Source organism: Streptomyces sp. YPW6, from assembly GCF_018866325.1.
Lineage (GTDB): Bacteria > Actinomycetota > Actinomycetes > Streptomycetales > Streptomycetaceae > Streptomyces.
The window spans coordinates 1,378,825-1,394,762 of record NZ_CP076457.1 but is presented as its reverse complement, the minus strand read 5'-3'; the positions used below and the strand labels follow the sequence as shown (position 1 = coordinate 1,394,762).

General features: G+C 74.9%; 14 protein-coding genes and 1 pseudogene. 9 read left to right on the top strand and 6 right to left on the bottom strand.

The window, feature by feature from the left end:
• Positions 1-38: 38 nt before the first annotated feature.
• Complete coding sequence (locus tag KME66_RS06080; RefSeq protein WP_216319833.1) at positions 39-758, top strand: flavin reductase family protein; 720 nt, start codon at positions 39-41, stop codon at positions 756-758.
• Positions 759-971: 213 nt separating this feature from the next.
• Here the strand turns inward: KME66_RS06080 and KME66_RS06075 are convergent, their stop codons facing one another.
• Entirely contained in the window at positions 972-2,660 is a 1,689-nt protein-coding gene (locus KME66_RS06075) for an aldehyde dehydrogenase (NADP(+)) (RefSeq protein WP_253208243.1), read from the bottom strand.
• Positions 2,661-2,920: 260 nt separating this feature from the next.
• Here KME66_RS06075 and KME66_RS06070 point away from each other — a divergent pair, with 260 nt between their 5' ends.
• From KME66_RS06070 to KME66_RS06040, 7 genes and pseudogenes are all read left to right on the top strand, one after another.
• Positions 2,921-4,081: an FAD-binding oxidoreductase gene (locus KME66_RS06070; RefSeq protein WP_216319830.1), complete on the top strand. Its 1,161-nt coding sequence runs from the start codon at positions 2,921-2,923 to the stop codon at positions 4,079-4,081.
• 92 nt (positions 4,082-4,173) lie between these two features.
• Positions 4,174-4,413: a (2Fe-2S)-binding protein gene (locus KME66_RS06065; protein WP_216329112.1), complete on the top strand. Its 240-nt coding sequence runs from the start codon at positions 4,174-4,176 to the stop codon at positions 4,411-4,413.
• Complete coding sequence (locus KME66_RS06060; RefSeq protein ID WP_216319827.1) at positions 4,406-5,896, top strand: FAD-dependent oxidoreductase; 1,491 nt, start codon at positions 4,406-4,408, stop codon at positions 5,894-5,896. The genes KME66_RS06065 and KME66_RS06060 overlap by 8 nt, the downstream gene beginning before the upstream one ends.
• A 9-nt stretch (positions 5,897-5,905) precedes the next feature.
• Entirely contained in the window at positions 5,906-6,820 is a 915-nt protein-coding gene (locus KME66_RS06055; protein ID WP_216319824.1) for a dihydrodipicolinate synthase family protein, read from the top strand.
• 1 nt (position 6,821) lies between these two features.
• Positions 6,822-7,823 (top strand): proline racemase family protein, encoded by a 1,002-nt coding sequence (locus tag KME66_RS06050; RefSeq protein ID WP_073220711.1) that lies wholly within the window; start codon positions 6,822-6,824, stop codon positions 7,821-7,823.
• 263 nt (positions 7,824-8,086) lie between these two features.
• Positions 8,087-9,134, top strand: a pseudogene (locus tag KME66_RS06045) (proline racemase family protein).
• On the top strand, positions 9,131-10,072 hold the full coding sequence (locus KME66_RS06040) for an ornithine cyclodeaminase family protein (protein WP_216319821.1): 942 nt from the start codon (positions 9,131-9,133) through the stop codon (positions 10,070-10,072). Before KME66_RS06045 ends, KME66_RS06040 begins: the two are co-directional and overlap by 4 nt.
• Positions 10,073-10,132: 60 nt before the next feature.
• Here the strand turns inward: KME66_RS06040 and KME66_RS06035 are convergent, their stop codons facing one another.
• The 3 genes from KME66_RS06035 to KME66_RS06025 form a co-directional block, all read right to left on the bottom strand.
• Positions 10,133-10,843 (bottom strand): GntR family transcriptional regulator, encoded by a 711-nt coding sequence (locus tag KME66_RS06035; RefSeq protein ID WP_216319818.1) that lies wholly within the window; start codon positions 10,841-10,843, stop codon positions 10,133-10,135.
• 169 nt (positions 10,844-11,012) lie between these two features.
• Positions 11,013-11,429 (bottom strand): GNAT family N-acetyltransferase, encoded by a 417-nt coding sequence (locus KME66_RS06030; protein ID WP_216329110.1) that lies wholly within the window; start codon positions 11,427-11,429, stop codon positions 11,013-11,015.
• A 91-nt stretch (positions 11,430-11,520) separates the two neighbouring features.
• Positions 11,521-12,570 (bottom strand): helix-turn-helix transcriptional regulator, encoded by a 1,050-nt coding sequence (locus KME66_RS06025; protein ID WP_216319815.1) that lies wholly within the window; start codon positions 12,568-12,570, stop codon positions 11,521-11,523.
• A gap of 192 nt (positions 12,571-12,762) precedes the next feature.
• On the opposite strand from KME66_RS06025, the gene KME66_RS06020 reads away from it, so the two are divergent.
• Entirely contained in the window at positions 12,763-13,707 is a 945-nt protein-coding gene (locus KME66_RS06020) for an NADP-dependent oxidoreductase (RefSeq protein WP_253208242.1), read from the top strand.
• A 285-nt stretch (positions 13,708-13,992) separates the two neighbouring features.
• Here the strand turns inward: KME66_RS06020 and KME66_RS06015 are convergent, their stop codons facing one another.
• Together KME66_RS06015 and KME66_RS06010 are read right to left on the bottom strand one after the other, a co-directional pair.
• Entirely contained in the window at positions 13,993-14,583 is a 591-nt protein-coding gene (locus KME66_RS06015; RefSeq protein WP_216319812.1) for a TetR/AcrR family transcriptional regulator, read from the bottom strand.
• Positions 14,580-15,686 carry a saccharopine dehydrogenase gene (locus tag KME66_RS06010; protein ID WP_216319810.1) on the bottom strand — a complete coding sequence of 369 codons (1,107 nt, stop codon included), beginning with the start codon at positions 15,684-15,686 and terminating at the stop codon, positions 14,580-14,582. The genes KME66_RS06015 and KME66_RS06010 overlap by 4 nt, the downstream gene beginning before the upstream one ends.
• Positions 15,687-15,938: the final 252 nt, after the last annotated feature.

Genomic DNA, 15,938 nt, shown 5'->3' with positions numbered 1-15,938 from the left:
GGCCCCGGCCGAATCGACCGGACCCTAGGCTCCCCGCCATGAACACGGCACCTCCCAGCATCCTGCCCGCGCAGCAGACAGCCGCCACCCACCTGGAGATCGAGCCGAGCGTCCTGTATTTCGGGACGCCCGTGGTGCTCCTGTCGACAGAGAATCAGGACGGCTCGTTCAACCTCGCCCCGATATCCTCCGCCTGGGCCCTCGGGCGGACGGTGGTGATCGGGCTGGGCCGTGAGGGGCAGACCGCGTACAACCTCGGCAGCCGCCCCGACCTGGTCATCAGCCTGCCGGCCCCCGCCCAGTGGCCGGCGGTGGAGCGGCTGGCGCCGCTGACCGGCCGGCACCCCGTGCCCGCTTCCAAGCCCCAGGGCTGCCGCTTCGAGCCGGACAAGTTCGCCGCGGCCGGTCTGACCGGCGAACCGTCCCAGGTGGTCCGGCCGCCGCGGGTGGCCGGATGCCCGATCCAGCTGGAGGCCCGCGCCGAGCGGGTGCGGCCGGATGCTTCCGGGGACTTCGTCATCGTCGAGGCCGTCGTGCGCAAGGTGCACGCCGACTCCCGCATCGTCGTTCCGGGCACCGACCACATCGACCCCGCCGCCTGGAGCCCCCTCATCTACAACTTCCGCCACTACTTCGGACTCGGCCCGGAACTCGGCCACTCCTACCGCACCCGGACCCCCCGCACCGGCGAGGGGTCCGCTGCGGAGGCTGCACTCGCCGGCCCAGCGCGGTCGTGCATCCCGGGCGCAGCCCCCTGAAGGGCGCGGACGAGGAGATCGCGCCCTCGCGTACGCCCGGCCGCGCCCGCCATCAGATGCCGGAACAGGGACTCGACCAGGTCGAAGCCGACGACGTCCTTCCCGCCCCGAGCGGGTCCCGGAGGAGCGCCACGCCCTGCTGAGCGGTCTCGGCGCCGCGCCTCCGGCCGCTGAGCGGCGGCCGGAGGCGTACGGCCCCGGTCCGGCCCGAGGTCACGGCCTCGACGTGAGGGCGGGCCCCGGGTCCCGGGGGTGCGGGGCGGTGCCGTCACGCAGTTCGGCGGGCAGGAGGGCGTCGGGGAACGACTGGTAGCAGACCGGCCGGAGCCAGCGTTCGACGGCGAGCGTGCCGACGCTCGTCGCCGCGGGGGAGCTCGTCGCGGGCCACGGCCCTCCGTGCACCATCGCGTGGCAGACCTCCACGCCGGTGGGCCAGCCGCCCCACAGGACCCGGCCCGCCCGCTCCTCCAGTACCGGAAGCAGTTGCAGGGCCGTCGTCCGGTCGGTGTCCGCACCGTGCAGGGTGGCGGTGAGCTGGCCCTCCAACCCCTCCAGCAGGCCCAGGAGTTCCTCCGTGCCGGACCAGCGTACGACGAGCCCAGCGGCCCCGAAGACCTCGCCCGTGAGGCCCTCGTCCGCCCCGTACACGGCCGCGTCGCACGTCAGGACCACGGGAGCCGGTGCGTACGGGCCGGGCCCGGCCGTGCCCCGGGCCGCCTCCCGCACACCGGGGACGGCCGCCCACCGCCGTACGCCCTCGGTGTACGCCCGGGCGATGTCCGGGGTGAGCATGACCTGGCCCTCCGCCGTCCTCAGGGTCCGGGCCACCGCGGCGAGGAAGGCGTCGCCCGCCGGTCCGGCCGGCAGCAGGAGCAGGCCGGGGTTCGTGCAGAACTGCCCCGCCCCGCCGGTCAGCGACGCCACGTAGCCCTCGGCGGCCGGTTCCGGTTCGGCGAGCGCCCCGTCGAGCACGATCACGGGGTTGACCGCGGACATCTCGGCGTGGACCGGGACGGGCACGGGACGGGCCCGCCCGGCGGCGACCAGGGCCAGCCCCCCGGCCCTCGACCCGGTGAATCCCACCGCGGCGATGCGCGGGTCCTCGACGAGGGCGAGGCCCACCTCGTGTCCCCGGCCCACCACCAGCGAGAACACCCCGGCCGGTACGCGGGTGCGCGCGGCGGCCGCCGTGACGGCGCGGGCCACCGCCTCGCCGGTGCCCGGGTGGGCCGGATGAGCCTTGACCACCACGGGGCAGCCGGCGGCCAGCGCGGAGGCGGTGTCGCCGCCCGCGACCGAGAACGCCAGGGGGAAGTTGCTCGCACCGAACACGGCCACCGGACCGAGAGGGACCCGTCGCAGCCGGACGTCTGTGCCCGAGGGCCCGGAGTCGATCCGGACGCCGAGAGCCGATCCGCTCCTGACGAGATCGGCGAAGAGGCGCAACTGGCGGCAGGTGCGGTCCCGTTCGCCGGTCAGCCGGGCCGGCGTGAGTCCGGTCTCGCGGGCCGCGAGCTCCAGCAGGGCGTCGCCGAGCGCCTCGATCTCCTCCGCGCAGGCGTCGAGGAAGGCCGCCCGCCGCTCGGGCGGCAGGGTGCGGAAGGCGCGGGCGTCCGCCGCGGCGAGCCGGGCCGCCTCGGCGACCTGTTCCGTCGAGGCGTCCCGGTACGGAGGGCCGAACGGTTCGCCGGTCGCGGCGGCCAGCGCGTGCCAGGGGGCGCCCGTGCCGGTGACCTCGCGGCCGGCCAGGAGCGACTGCCCGGTCAGCGGTGCATGTCCGGTGAGGGGTGACTGTCCGGTCAGGGGCGTCGACCGGGCGGTCAGGGGTGATTGTCCGGTCAGGGGTGCCGACTGGCCGGTCGGTGGGGTGTGTTCGGCGGGCGGGTTCTCGGTCGGGCTCACGGTGAGGTGTCTCCCTGTGTGCGCCGGTGGCGGCGCACCGTCGTCGGGTGCTGGGTGCTGGGTGCTGGGTGCTGGGTGCCGGGGGTGGGGTCGCGGTTGTCCGGGGGCGGGTGTCGCGTGTCCGGGGCGTCCGGGGGCCGGCGCGCCGGGGAAAGTCACCCCTGCGGTGGCGTTGTCCTCCGGTCGTCCGGATGTATAGCCTAAGCAATGGCATGTGACATTGCACTAGTGGGCGGTCGTGCGGACGCCGAGGAGTGGTCATGGAAGTCGTCATCGTCGGCGCGGGCATTGTGGGCGCCGCGTGCGCGTTTCACGCCGCCCGCGCCGGTCTCGGCGTCACGGTGCTCGACCGTGGTCCGGTCGGCGCGGGCACCACCAGCCGGGGGGAGGGGAACATCCTGCTCTCCGACAAGGAGCCCGGCCCGGAGCTGGAGCTGGCCCGGCTCAGCCGTGACCTCTGGGACGAGGCGAGCGAGGAACTGGGCCCGCGATCCGTGGAGTTCGAGAACAAGGGCGGGCTGGTCGTCGCGAGCACCCCCGAAGGCCTCGCCGCCCTGCACACCTTCGCCGCACGCCAGGAGGCGGCCGGTGTCCGTACCGAACGCGTCGACCGGGCGGACGAGTTCGAACCGCACATCGCGCGCGGTCTTCCCGGCGGTGTCCACTACCCGCAGGACGCCCAGGTGCAGCCCGTCCTCGCCGCGGCCGCACTGCTGCGGGCCGCCGTCCGGAGCGGCGCCCGGGTCCACAGCGGCGAGGCCGTCGCCGCCGTCACGGGAACCGGCGGGCGGATCACCGGAGTCCGCACGGCCGACGGTTCGGTACTGGCCGCCGACGCCGTGGTCAACGCGGCCGGGACGTGGGGCGGCGAGGTCGGCCGCCGCCTCGGCGCCCCCGTCGGGATCCTGCCGCGCCGGGGCTTCGTCCTCGTCACCGAACCGCTGCCGCCGATGATCCGGCACAAGGTCTACTCCGCCGACTACGTCGCGGGCGTCGCCTCCAGCGACGCGGGCCTGGAGACCTCGTGCGTCGTCGAGGGCACCCGGGCCGGCACCGTCCTGATCGGCGCCAGCCGTGAACGCGTCGGCTTCGACACCGCGATGAACCCGGCCGTGGTGGCCCTGCTCGCCGCGCAGGCGTGCCGCCTCTTCCCGTTCCTGCGCGACGTCCATCTGATCCGCGCCTACCGGGGGTTCAGGCCGTACTGCCCCGACCACCTGCCGGTCGTCGGCCCGGACCCCCGGGTCCCCGGCGTCCTCCACGCGTGCGGCCACGAGGGCGCGGGCATCGGCCTCGCCCCCGGCACCGGCGCCCTGATCACCGCCCAGTTGCTCGGCCGCCCGTGGCGCGGTGCCGATCCGGCCGCCCACACCGGCCTCCTGCCCGACCGATTCCTCACGACCGGAGGTGTGCCGAAGTGACCCGAGCGGCCGCGGAGACCCACGGACCCACCGAACCCGCCGACACCGAACCCGCCGTCACCGAACCCGCCGACACCGAACCCGCCGTCACCGTGGACGGCGAACCCCTGGCGTTCGTCCCGGGACAGACTCTGGCCGCCGCGCTCGTCGCCTCGGGCCGGGGCGCCTGGCGGACCACCCGGGGCGGGCAGCGGCCCCGGGGCGTCTTCTGCGGGATCGGCGTCTGCTACGACTGCCTGGTCACCGTCGACGGGCGGCGCGGGCAGCGCGCCTGCCTGGTGCGGGCCCGCGCGGGCATGGCCGTCACGACGGGGGAGGGCGACGATGCCTGAGCCCCGGCACCCCGGCGACCGCGCCGCGCCGCGGCAGCCCCACGACCTCGTGGTGGTGGGCGCGGGACCGGCCGGCATGGCCGCCGCCGCCACCTCCCTGGACGGCGGGCTCCGGGTCGCCCTGGTCGACTCGGGCCCCGCTCCGGGCGGTCAGTTCTGGCGTCACCCGCCGGACCACGCGCGCGACGCCGTCCCCACCGAGGACCTCCACCACGACCTGCGCACCTACCGGGCCCTGCGCGCCGCCCTGGCCGCTCACGAGCGCACCGGACGGCTCACCCTCCTGCTCGACCACCACGTCTGGACCACGGCCGCGGCGGCGGACGGCTTCACCGTCCACGCCGTGGACCGGGGCAGCCCGCCCGAGGAGCGGGCCGTCGTGCTGCGCGCGCCGGCCCTGCTGGTGGCGACCGGCGCCTACGACCGCCAACTCCCCTTCCCCGGCTGGGACCTGCCCGGGGTGCTCACCGCCGGCGGGCTCCAGGCGCTGCTCAAGGGCGGGGGAGTGGTGGCCGGCCGGCGCGTGGTCCTCGGCGGCACCGGCCCCTTCCTGCTGCCCGTCGCCGCCGCCCTCGCCGCACGCGGCGCGGAGGTCGTCGCGGTGTGCGAGGCGGCGGCGCCCTCGGCCTGGCTGCGCCACCCCGCGCCTCTGTTGCGCCATCCCGCCAAGTGGGCCGAAGCCGTCGGCTACGCGGGGGTGCTCGCCCGGCACCGGATCCCGTTCCGCACCCGTACCGGCATCGTCGGCGCCGAAGGAGAGGGGCGGGTCGCCGTCGTACGCACCGCGTCCCTGGACGCCGACGGGGCACCGCTCCCGGGGACCGAGCGGCGGATCGAGGCCGACACCGTGGGCGTCGGCTGGGGCTTCGTCCCCCAGCTCGACCTGCTGCTTCCGCTCGGCTGCGACCTCGCCGACGCGGGCGACGGCACCGTGGCCGCCGCCGTCGACGCCGGACAGCGCACCACCGTTCCGGGCCTCTACGCGGCGGGCGAGACCTGCGGGGTGGGCGGGGCGGCGCTCGCGCTGAGCGAGGGGCGCGTGGCGGCCGTCTCCGTGCTCACCGACCTCCGCGCGCCGGGCCGGCCGGGCGTTCGGCCCCTGGCCGCGGAGCGCCGGGCGGTGGCCCGGCACCGCGCCTTCGCCCGCGCTCTGGCCGAGGCGCACCCCGTGCCGCGGGACTGGCCTGCCTGGCTGACCGACGACACCACGGTCTGCCGCTGCGAGGAGGTCACCGCCGGTGCGGTCCGCGCCGCCCGCACCGACGGTCCGGCCCCCGACCACCGGCAGGTCAAACAGCTGACCAGGGCGGGTATGGGCTGGTGCCAGGGCCGGATGTGCGGGCCCGCCGTGCACTGCCTCGTCGCCGCCCGCGCCGAGCCCTACACCCCCGCCGAACGGCTGATCGCGACCCCCGTCACCCTGGGCGCGCTCGCCGATTCCGGCGGGTCCCCCGCCGACGGCACCCCGTCCCAACCCATCTGAGGAGTTCCCATGGACAGCGTCGACCCCACGGCCCCCACCCGTATGCCCTGGCACGGTGTCATCGTCGCGACGAGCCTCCCCTTCGGCCGGGATCTCGCCGTCGACCACGGCGCCTACGGGGACAACGTCGCCTGGCTCGCCGAACAGGGCCTGCACGGCGTGGCCCCCAACGGGTCGCTGGGCGAGTACCAGACCCTCACGTACGAGGAGCGCGACCGCGTCGTCGAGACCGCCGTCGCCCACGCCCCCGAGGGCTTCACCGTGATGCCGGGCGTCGGCGCGTACGGCGCGGTCGAGGCCCGGCGGCACGCGCTCTTCGCCAAGGACGCCGGCTGCCGGGCCGTCATGTGCCTGCCGCCCAACGCCTACCGGGCCGACGACCGCGCCGTCCTGGAGCACTACGCGATGGTGGCCTCCGCCGGTCTGCCCGTCACCGCCTACAACAACCCCATCGACACCAAGGTCGACCTGCGCCCCGAACTGCTGGCCAAGCTGCACGCCGAGGGGTTCATCGTGGGCGTGAAGGAGTTCTCCGGGGACGTCCGGCGGTGCTACGCCATCAACGAACTCGCCCCCGGGCTCGACCTGATCATCGGCACCGACGACACCCTCCTCGAAGTCGCCGTCGCCGGGGCCAAGGGCTGGGTCGCCGGGTACCCCCAGGTCTTCCCGCGCGCCTGCCTCGACCTGTACGAGGCCGCGCTGGCCGGCGACCTCACCAGCGCCCTCCCCCTCTACCGCCGGCTCCACTCCGTACTGCGCTGGGACAGCAGGACCGAGTTCGTCCAGGCGATCAAGCTCGGCCAGGACATGATCGGCCGGACCGGCGGCGTGTGCCGGCCGCCCCGCCAGGCCCTGGACCCTGAGACCGAGGCGGTCGTACGTTCCGCGACCCAGGCCCTCATCGACGCGGGGGTGAACTGACGTGCGTTCCAGGGTCTGTTACCACGCGGTCGACTCGCACACCGAGGGCATGCCGACCCGGGTGATCACCGGCGGGGTGGGCGTTCTGCCGGGCGCGACCATGGCGGAGCGGCGGCAGCGGTTCATGGCCGAACGGGACGGGCTGCGCACCCTGCTGATGTGCGAGCCGCGTGGCCACGCGTCCATGTCCGGCGCGATCCTCCAGCCCCCGACCCGGCCGGACGCCGACTTCGGCGTGCTGTTCATCGAGGTCTCCGGCTGCCTGCCGATGTGCGGCCACGGCACCATCGGCGTGGCGACGGTCCTGGTGGAGACTGGCATGGTCGAGGCGGTCGAGCCGCAGACCCTCATCCGCCTCGACACGCCCGCCGGTCTCGTCACGGCACGGGTCGCCGTGCGCGACGGCCGGGCGGAGTCCGTCACCCTGGAGAACGTCCCCTCCTACAGCCACGCGCTGGACCAGGTCGTCGAGGTGGCGGGGTTCGGCCCGGTCCGTTACGACATGGCGTACGGCGGCAACTTCTACGCGATCGTGCGCACCGAGGACCTCGGCATCCCCTTCGACCGGGCGGAGAAGGGCCGGCTGCTCGACGCGGGCCTGGCCGTCATGCGGGCGGTCAACGAGCAGAACCCGGTGGTCCACCCGGAGAACCCCGCCATCGACGTCTGCCACCACGTCTATCTGGAGGCCCCCGGCTCCACCGCCGAGCACTCGCGGCACGCCATGGCCATCCACCCGGGCTGGTTCGACCGCTCGCCCTGCGGGACGGGGACCAGTGCCCGGATGGCCCAGCTGCACGCGCGCGGACTCCTGAAGACCGGGCAGGACTTCGTCAACGAGTCCTTCATCGGCTCCCGCTTCACCGGGCGCATCCTGGACGAGGGCACCGTCGGCGGCCGGCCCGCCGTCCTGCCCTCCGTCACCGGCCGTGCCTGGATCACCGGGACGGCGCAGTATCTGCTGGACCCGGCCGACCCCTACCCGGAGGGATTCACCGTATGACCGCCGCCGGGCACACCGAGTCGATGGACGCCCCCGATCCGTGCGCCGGACCGACGGGAACCACTCGTCCGCACTCCGGGCCGAGGGAAGACACCCGCCCGTACACCGGGCCGAGGGAAGACACCCGCCCGCACTCCGGGCCGAGGGAAGACACCCGCCCGTACACCGGGCCGAGGGAATCCACCCGCCCGTGTGCCGCGCAGACGGGAACCGCCCTTCCCCGCACCGGACCGACAGGAGCCTCCCGCCCGTACACCGGACCGATCGAGACGGCCGACTGGCACACGGGCGGGGAGCCCTTCCGGATCGTGCCCGTGTCCCCGCCGGCCGTGACCGGGCCGGGGCTCACGGTCGCCGAGCGCCGTACGGCCGCCGTCGCCGACGCCGAAGCACAGTGGACCCGGGCCCTGTTGTGCGGGGAGCCGCGTGGCCACGCCGACATGTACGGGGCCTTCCTGGTCCCGCCCGACGACGCCGGGGCCCATCTCGGCGCCCTCTTCTGGCACACGGACGGCTTCTCCACGGCCTGCGGCCACGGCACGATCGCCCTGGGCGCCTGGGCGCCTGGGCGCCTGGGCGGTCGCCACCGGCCGCGTCCCGGCGCCGGCCGACGGCACGGCGGACGTCGTCGTCGACGTCCCCTCCGGCCGGGTGACGGCGAGCGTGCGCACGGCGGGCGGGAGGGTCGCGGACGTGACCTTCGTCAACGTCCCCGGCCACGTCCACGCACGCGGTGTCGAGGTGGAAACCTCGTACGGGACCCTCACCGTCGACATCGCCTTCGGCGGCGCCATGTACGCGGTTCTCCCCGTGGCCGCTCTCGGCACCGGCCCGCGGGTCCGGCCGGGGGACGTCACCGCGCTCATCGCGGCCGGACGCGAGATCCGCGACGCGCTGAACGCCGCCGACGCCGCCCAGCACCCCGACGACCCGCGGCTGTCCGGCGTCTACGGGACCGTGTTCACCGAGGAGGCAGGCTCCCCGGTCGAACGGCCCGACGGCACCCGGCAACTGCACCACCGCAACGTCACGGTGTTCGCGGACGGCCAGGTCGACCGCTCCCCGTGCGGTTCGGGCACCGCGGCCCGGGTGGCGCTCCTGGCCGGCTCCGGGGAACTCCGCCTCGGTGACGAGCTGCGGCACGAGTCGGTGGTGGGCTCCGTCTTCCGTGCCCGCATCGAGCGGCTCACCACGGTGCGCGGCCGTCCCGCGGTCGTTCCCGCCGTGACGGGCACCGCGTACGCCACCGGGACCGGCCGCTTCATCGTCGATCCGGACGACACCCTCGTACCCGGGTTCGTGCTGCGATGACCGCGACGCTCGACGCGGCGGACGTGGCCGCGCTCGGCCCGGCCGCCGCCGTGGCAGCGGTCCGGGAGGCGCTGGCCGGGGGGCTCGACCCGGACGGCGGCGTACCGAGGGCGGTCGTGCCACTGGCTCACGGTCAGGGGCTGCTCATGCCCGCGGAGTACGGCGGCTGGTTCGGAGTGAAGGTCGCCACCGTCGCACCCGGCAACCCCGGGCGCGGGCTGCGGCGGATCAACGCCACGTATCTGCTGCACGACAGCGCGACGCTGACGCCGGTGGCCCTCCTGGACGGGGTGGCGCTGACGTCCCTGCGCACCCCGGCGGTCTCGGTCGCGGCCTGTCGGGAGCGGCTGCGGGCGCTCGCCGGCCGGCCGGGTGAACTGCGCCTGGTGGTCTTCGGCGCGGGCCCCCAGGGGGAGGGGCACGTCGCCGCCGTCCGGGCGCACGCCCCGGTCGGTGACGTCACGGTCGTCACCCGGCGCGGCGGGCCCGTGCCCGGCTGGGCGGACCGCCATCCGGCCGCGGGCGACGAGGCGGTGGCGGCCGCGGTGCGGCGCGCCCACGTCGTCGTCACGGCGACGTCCGCGCGCGAACCGGTGCTCGACGGGCGGCTGTTGTCCGACGAGTCGGTGGTACTGGCGGTCGGCTCGCACGAACCGGACGCGCGGGAGCTCGACGGCGCGCTGATGCGACGCGCGACGGTGCTGGTGGAGAGCCGGGAGACCGCCCTCCGTGAGGCGGGCGACGTGGTGCTGGCGATCCGTGAGGGCGCGCTCGACCCGGACCGGCTGGTCACCCTGGCGGACCTGGCGGCCGGCCGGGCAGCCGTCCCGGCCGGCCGGCCACTGGTGGTGAAGACGTGCGGTATGGGCTGGCAGGACCTGGTGGTGGCTGTCGCGGCCCACCGGCGGAAGCAGTCAACGCCGCTTCCGGGGCGGTGAGGTGGGCGGGACTCGGCTGCCGGGAGCGGCAACACGCGCCGCCCCCGGCCGGCTCGTGTGTCAGCGCGCGCCGAGCTTGCGGGACGGCGCCGCGCGTTCGGCCTCGCGCTTCCGGGCCGCCCACAGGGTCCGTACATGCGCGAGATGGCGGCGCATGTGTTCCTCGGCGGCCTCCGCGTCGCCCTCGATCATGATGTCCAGGAGTGCGGTGTGCTCCCGCGCCGAACCCACCAGCGTCCCTTCCTGGGACAGGTCGGTGAGTCCGTACAGCCGGGAGCGCTTGCGCAGATCGGCCACCGTCTCGACGAGGCGCGCGTTCCCCGCGAGGGCGAGCAGGTCGAGATGGAAGCGGCGGTCCGACTCCAGGTAGCCGATCAGGTCGCCCCGCTGTGCGGCGGCCACGATCTCCTCGGCCACCGGGCGCACCGCCTCCAGCTGCTCGCGGGAAGCGGTGCGGGTCACCCGGCCGATGGTGGGGATCTCGATGAGCGCGCGGATCTCGGTGTACTCGTCCAGGTCGCGCTCGGAGAGCTCGGTGACCCGGAAGCCCTTGTTGCGCACCGCCTCGACCAGGCCCTCCCGGGCCAGATCCAGCATGGCCTCCCGTACGGGTGTGGCCGAGACGCCGTACTCGGCGGCCAGGGTGGGCGCCGAGTAGATCACGCCGGGCTGGAGTTCCCCCGCTATCAGCGCGGCCCGCAGGGCGTTGGCCACCTGGTCGCGCAGATGTTCCTGCACCGAGATGAGTTTGCGGGACTTCAGCTCACTCATGCGTTCCCCTTCAGATATGTCACCGCACTATACAATGTCACGTTGCGCGGTGTATTCGCGCTCGCCCGCGGGCTCCGGCCCGCGCCGGTCGCGGAGTGCTCGGACGCCCGCCCTGATCGCGGCAAGCGGTGACCGTTCGGCGCCCGCCCGCCCATGGTCCGGGCCGGTGTCACACGGTGCGGTACATGCCGATCGAGGCCGGGGCCGTGGGTCGGAAGTCGAACTTCTCGTACAGGAACCGGGCGTCCCCGTCGGCGATCAGCGAGACGTAGGCCCCGGCGGGTGCTCGCCGCTCCAGTTCGCCCGTCAACTCCGCCATGATGCGTCGGCCCAGCCCGCGGCCCTGGTGTTCCGGAGTGACGCAGATGTCGACGATCTGGAGGAAGCAGCCGCCGTCTCCGATGATCCGGCCCATCCCGACCGGCTCGTCCCCGCACAGCACCGTCACGCCGTGCCAGGTGTTGGGCAGCCCCGCTTCGGCCGCCGCCGTGCTCATCGCGCTCAGTCCCGAAGTCACCCGCAGTCGGCGATAGGTCTCCACGGGAGGAGGGCCGGGACGCAGGGTGTAAGGGTCATCATTGCTCATCACCTGCTACATCCTACGGAGGGGGTCATCGCGGGGCAACGGTGGAAAGCGCACGACCTACCGGACACTCGCCCGGCCGAACGGCCGCCTCTCAGCCGCGCTCGGCCACCACGCTCGACTCAGCAGACCCGACAGACCCGACCGGCCTGACCGGCTCGTCCACCGTGCCGGGCGGAACGCGGTGCCGCTGCGTCCGTTCCTCCGGCCCGTTCGTCCCGACCGTCCCGACCGTTCCGTTCGTCCCGACCGGGTCCGCCGCCGTCCAGCTGCCGAGCAGGCGCAGTGCGGCGTCCGCTCGCGGGTCCGGGGCCGTGAAGACGACCAGATGGCAACCCTCGTCGCCGGGCAGCGCGAGCGTCTCGTACGCGAGGTCCAGCTCCCCCACGACCGGATGCCGGAACCTCTTCGTGCCGAACGTCTTGTCCCGCACTTCCTGCTCCGACCACATCGACCGGAACTCCTCGCTCCGGCCGCTCAGCCGGGCGACGACCTCGGCCAGCCGGGGGTCCCGGGGGCGGCGGCCGCCGGACAGGCGCAGGAACCCGACGGTCTGACGGGCCACTTCCTCCCACCGCGGGTACATCCGACGGGCGGTGGGGTCCAGGAACACCTGGAGCGCGAGGTTCCATCGCGCCGGCGCCTCGCGGCCCGGGTGCGCGAGCAGGGACCGGGCCAGGCCGTTGGCGTCGAGGACGTCCATCGCGGGACCGAGAACGTAGGCCGGGACGGCGCCCACCGCTGCCAGCAGGCGCTTCAAGCCGTCCCGCGTGCCCGCACCGCCTGCGCCCGCACCGTGCTCGCCGTTCTCGTCCGTACCGCGCTCACCGCCGGGTGGGGCAGTGCGGTGAGCGGTCCGGCCGTCACGGCCTCGGTGCGCGAGGTCGTGCAGATGGGCGCGCTCGGTCGGGTCGAGCAGCAGTACCCGCGCCAGGGCGTCCAGGACGGCGTCCGAGGGGTTGCGTGCGCGCCCCTGTTCCAGGCGCGTGTAGTAGACGGCGCTCACTCCGGCGAGGTCGGCGACCTCCTCGCGGCGCAGCCCCGGGACCCTGCGCCGGTCGAGGACGGTGATCCCGGCCGACCGCGGTGTGACGCGGGAGCGCCGCACCGCGAGGTAACGGCCCAGTTCGTTCTGCGACTTCATGAGCGCCAGTATGCGCGGCGGTCGTCTCAGTCGGCCTGTCCCTGCCAGTACCCCCCGAGGGCCGTGCCTGGTACTCGGCGGGTACTGGCTGCGCGGGGACGTGGCGCCGAGGGTGGTGCTCAGGTGCCATCGCACCCCACCGCACCGCCCGGCGGGGCGGCGCACGTCATGCCACACGACAGGAGTCCCCTGATGCAGGCCATGGTCTTTTCCCGGTACGGCGACGAGAGCGTCCTGGAGCTCACACGGCGGCCGGACCCGGTTCCCGGGGACGGAGATGTCCTGGTGGAGGTCCGGGCGGCCGGTGTGAACCCCGTGGACTGGAAGCACCGTGAGGGGGCGGTGCGCAACGACCGGCCCTTCCCCCAGGGCATCGGGTGGGACGTGGCGGGGGTCGTGCGGGCCACCGTGCCCGGCGGACCGGCGGTCGGTGAGGCCGTGTACGGGATGCTCCCGCTGCCGTACGGCGGTGCCTACCAGGAGCTGGCGGTCCTGCCCGCCTCCGCCGTGGCGCCGAAGCCGGCGACCCTCACGTTCGCGGAGGCCGCCGCCGTGCCCCTCGCCGCGCTCACGGCCTGGCAGGCGCTGGAGGCGGCCGGCGCCGCCGCCGGGCTGCGCGTCCTGGTCCATGCGGGCGCCGGCGGCGTCGGGCACTTCGCCGTGCAGCTCGCCCGGCACCTCGGAGCGCATGTCACGGCCACCGCTTCCGCCCGCAACCTGGAGTTCCTGGACCGGCTCGGCGTCCACGCACCCGTCGACCGGGCGGGGGCGGATCTGGCCGCCGCGGGTCCGTTCGACATCGTTCTGGACACCGTCGGCGGCCCGACCCAGCACGCCGCCTGGCCGCTGCTGCGTCCCGGGGGCACCCTCATCACCCTCCCGGAACCGGTGGACGAGGCGCACCGCCTGCCCGGGATCACCGCCCGCCGGGTGGTGGTGGCTCCGGACGGCGAGGCCCTGCGCAGGATCGGCGCGCTCATCGACACCGGCTCGCTGCACGTCGAAGTCCAGGCCGTCCTTCCCCTGGCGGAGGCGGCGCAGGCACACCGCGTCAGCGAGCGGGGGCGGGTGAGGGGAAAGCTGGTCCTCGCCCTCCCGGGTGCCGCCCCGATGGGCGCCGGGCGGCACGACGGGTGACGGTGGTCGCGCCCGGGGGCCGGTGAGGCAGGGGCCGGCGAGTACCGGCAGGCTCATGGATGCCGGAGCAGGAAGCGGACGACGGCCCGGTTGACGTCGGCCGCTTCCTGCTCCGCCGGGTAGTGGCCGGACCGGTCGAAGACGAGCCCGGTTGACGTCGGTGGTCAGGCGCGGCGATACCGGCCGCTTCGAGCGCCGGGACCAAGTGCCGCCAGTGTGCCGTGGTGACCGGCCAGCCGTGCAGCAGCACCGCTGTCCCGGCTCGGCCCTGCGCTGTCCGTGTCCTCATCCGTCCACCCCCGTGAGGACGGCGTGGAGGGTGCGACGCAGGCGGGCGTCGGTCGCGGTGCTCCGCCGCCCGGCCACGCCCGAGCGGAACAGGGCGGCTCCTTCCATGAGCATGACGAACACCTCGGCCCTCTGCCGGGCGTCATCCCTGGGCGCGCCCGCGCCTTGCCGGTCGAGGAGTTCCGTCACATGGGCCGCGTAGCGGTCGTAGAAGTCCCGGACGGCCTCCGCGGCCTCTCCGTCGTGTGCGGCCATCACCCACACTTCCGTGAACAGCCGTACCAGGGCCTGGTCGTCGTGATCGGCGAGGACCCCGTCGAGCAGGGCGGTGATGCCGTCACCGTCCGGCGGTGCGGCGAGCCGGGCGACCCGTTCCAGCGAGGTGTCGAGGATGCGGGAGAGAAGCGCGGTCAGCAGGGCGGAGCGCGAGGGGAAGTAGTACTGGAGGTGTCCCAGCCGCACACCCGCCGCGTCGGCGACCGCGCGCAGGGTGAGTTCGGAGCCTCCGGACGACGCGAGGATGTGTTCGGCGGCGTCGAGGAGGGCTTCGCGCCGCTGCTTGCCCTTCGGGGTCGGAACGGCGCTCACGCGGCGACCCCTCCGGGCCTGGGCTGCTCCCGGTCGTCGAGGGCGACCTCGACGCCCAGGTCCGCGAGCGCTTCGAGGGCCTGGCCGGGGGCGGGGTGCTGCTCCGGGAACACCGCTCCGCCAGGCGCGGGCCGGCCGTCCGTCCCGAGGACGCGGCGCAGCCCGAGAACGGCGCCGGCCGCGGTCATATGGTGCTGGCCGCGTGCATCGGTGACCGTCGCGGTGCGGGTCTTCCCGCCGTGGGAGACGTCGACGCGCATCCGGGCCGTGCCGCCCTCGCCGGGTGCGTACAGCACGGCCCGGCGCAGCGGCGTCCAGCGCTCCCCCGAACCCCAGGTGAAGAAGCCCGCCCGCCGCAGGGCGAACAGGGCGCGCGTCGTGGCCGGCGAGGAGAACCCGAGGCGGGTGACCGCGGTCGTGGTGCCCAGCGTCAGGGGAAGGGTGAACTGTTCCGGTGTGTCGATACGGGCGACCCGTACGGGCGTACCGCCGATCTCCACGGTCTCCGCCCCCGTCAGCGGCGCCACCAGGCGGCGGGTCCCGTCCTCGACCACCTCGAACCTCGTGCCCAGCCGGTCCATGAACTCCACGGAATCCGCCCCGGCGCGGTCGGCCGTGTCCCAGCACACCGCGATCTCGACCCGCTCCGCGCCACCGAGGTCCGCCGCCAGGGCTGCGGCGACCAGACTGCTGACCCCGCCCATCCAGGCCGAGGACAGCAGCACCGGGGACTCCGGCCGGAGCGGCACGGTCAGGGCGGCCGCACGATGCAGCCTGCTGGTCCACCGCGTGATGTCCACGTACGGGACGCCGCCGGCCGCCGCGGCGCGCAGCACCCGGTCGTCGGGGTCGTTCACCGAGCTGATCACGGCCCGGACGGCCGCCCGGAACGGCGCGGGTCCGGCCAGGTCCCAGGTGCGGGCCTCGCCCCCCAGTTCGGCCGCCAGGGCGTGGCCGCGGTCGGCGGAGCGCCCGGTGAGCAGGACCGGGGCGTCGGCGGAGACCATCCGGGCGATCTCCGACCCGACGGTGCCGTATCCGCCGGTGATCAGGACCGGGCCGGACGGATCGAGGCGTACCTCGTCTGCGGGAAGTCGTTTCATGGAACTCAATATAGGTCATGCGACCTAGGAATGTGCGACGGCCTCCGGGGGCCGGGCGGAAAGGGCGGGGAAAGGGGTGGAGGGGCTCAGCGGGAGGGTGCGTCTGACGGCGGAGCGGTCGGGCGCCGAACCGGACGTCCCGGTCGGGCCCCGGCGCCGGGGCCGATGCGACTCGGGTAGCAGTCCCGCCGGTCGCCGTACGCCCCAAGTCGCATTCTTCCGGGGCCTCTTGGTTGACGCGCAGGGGCGGCC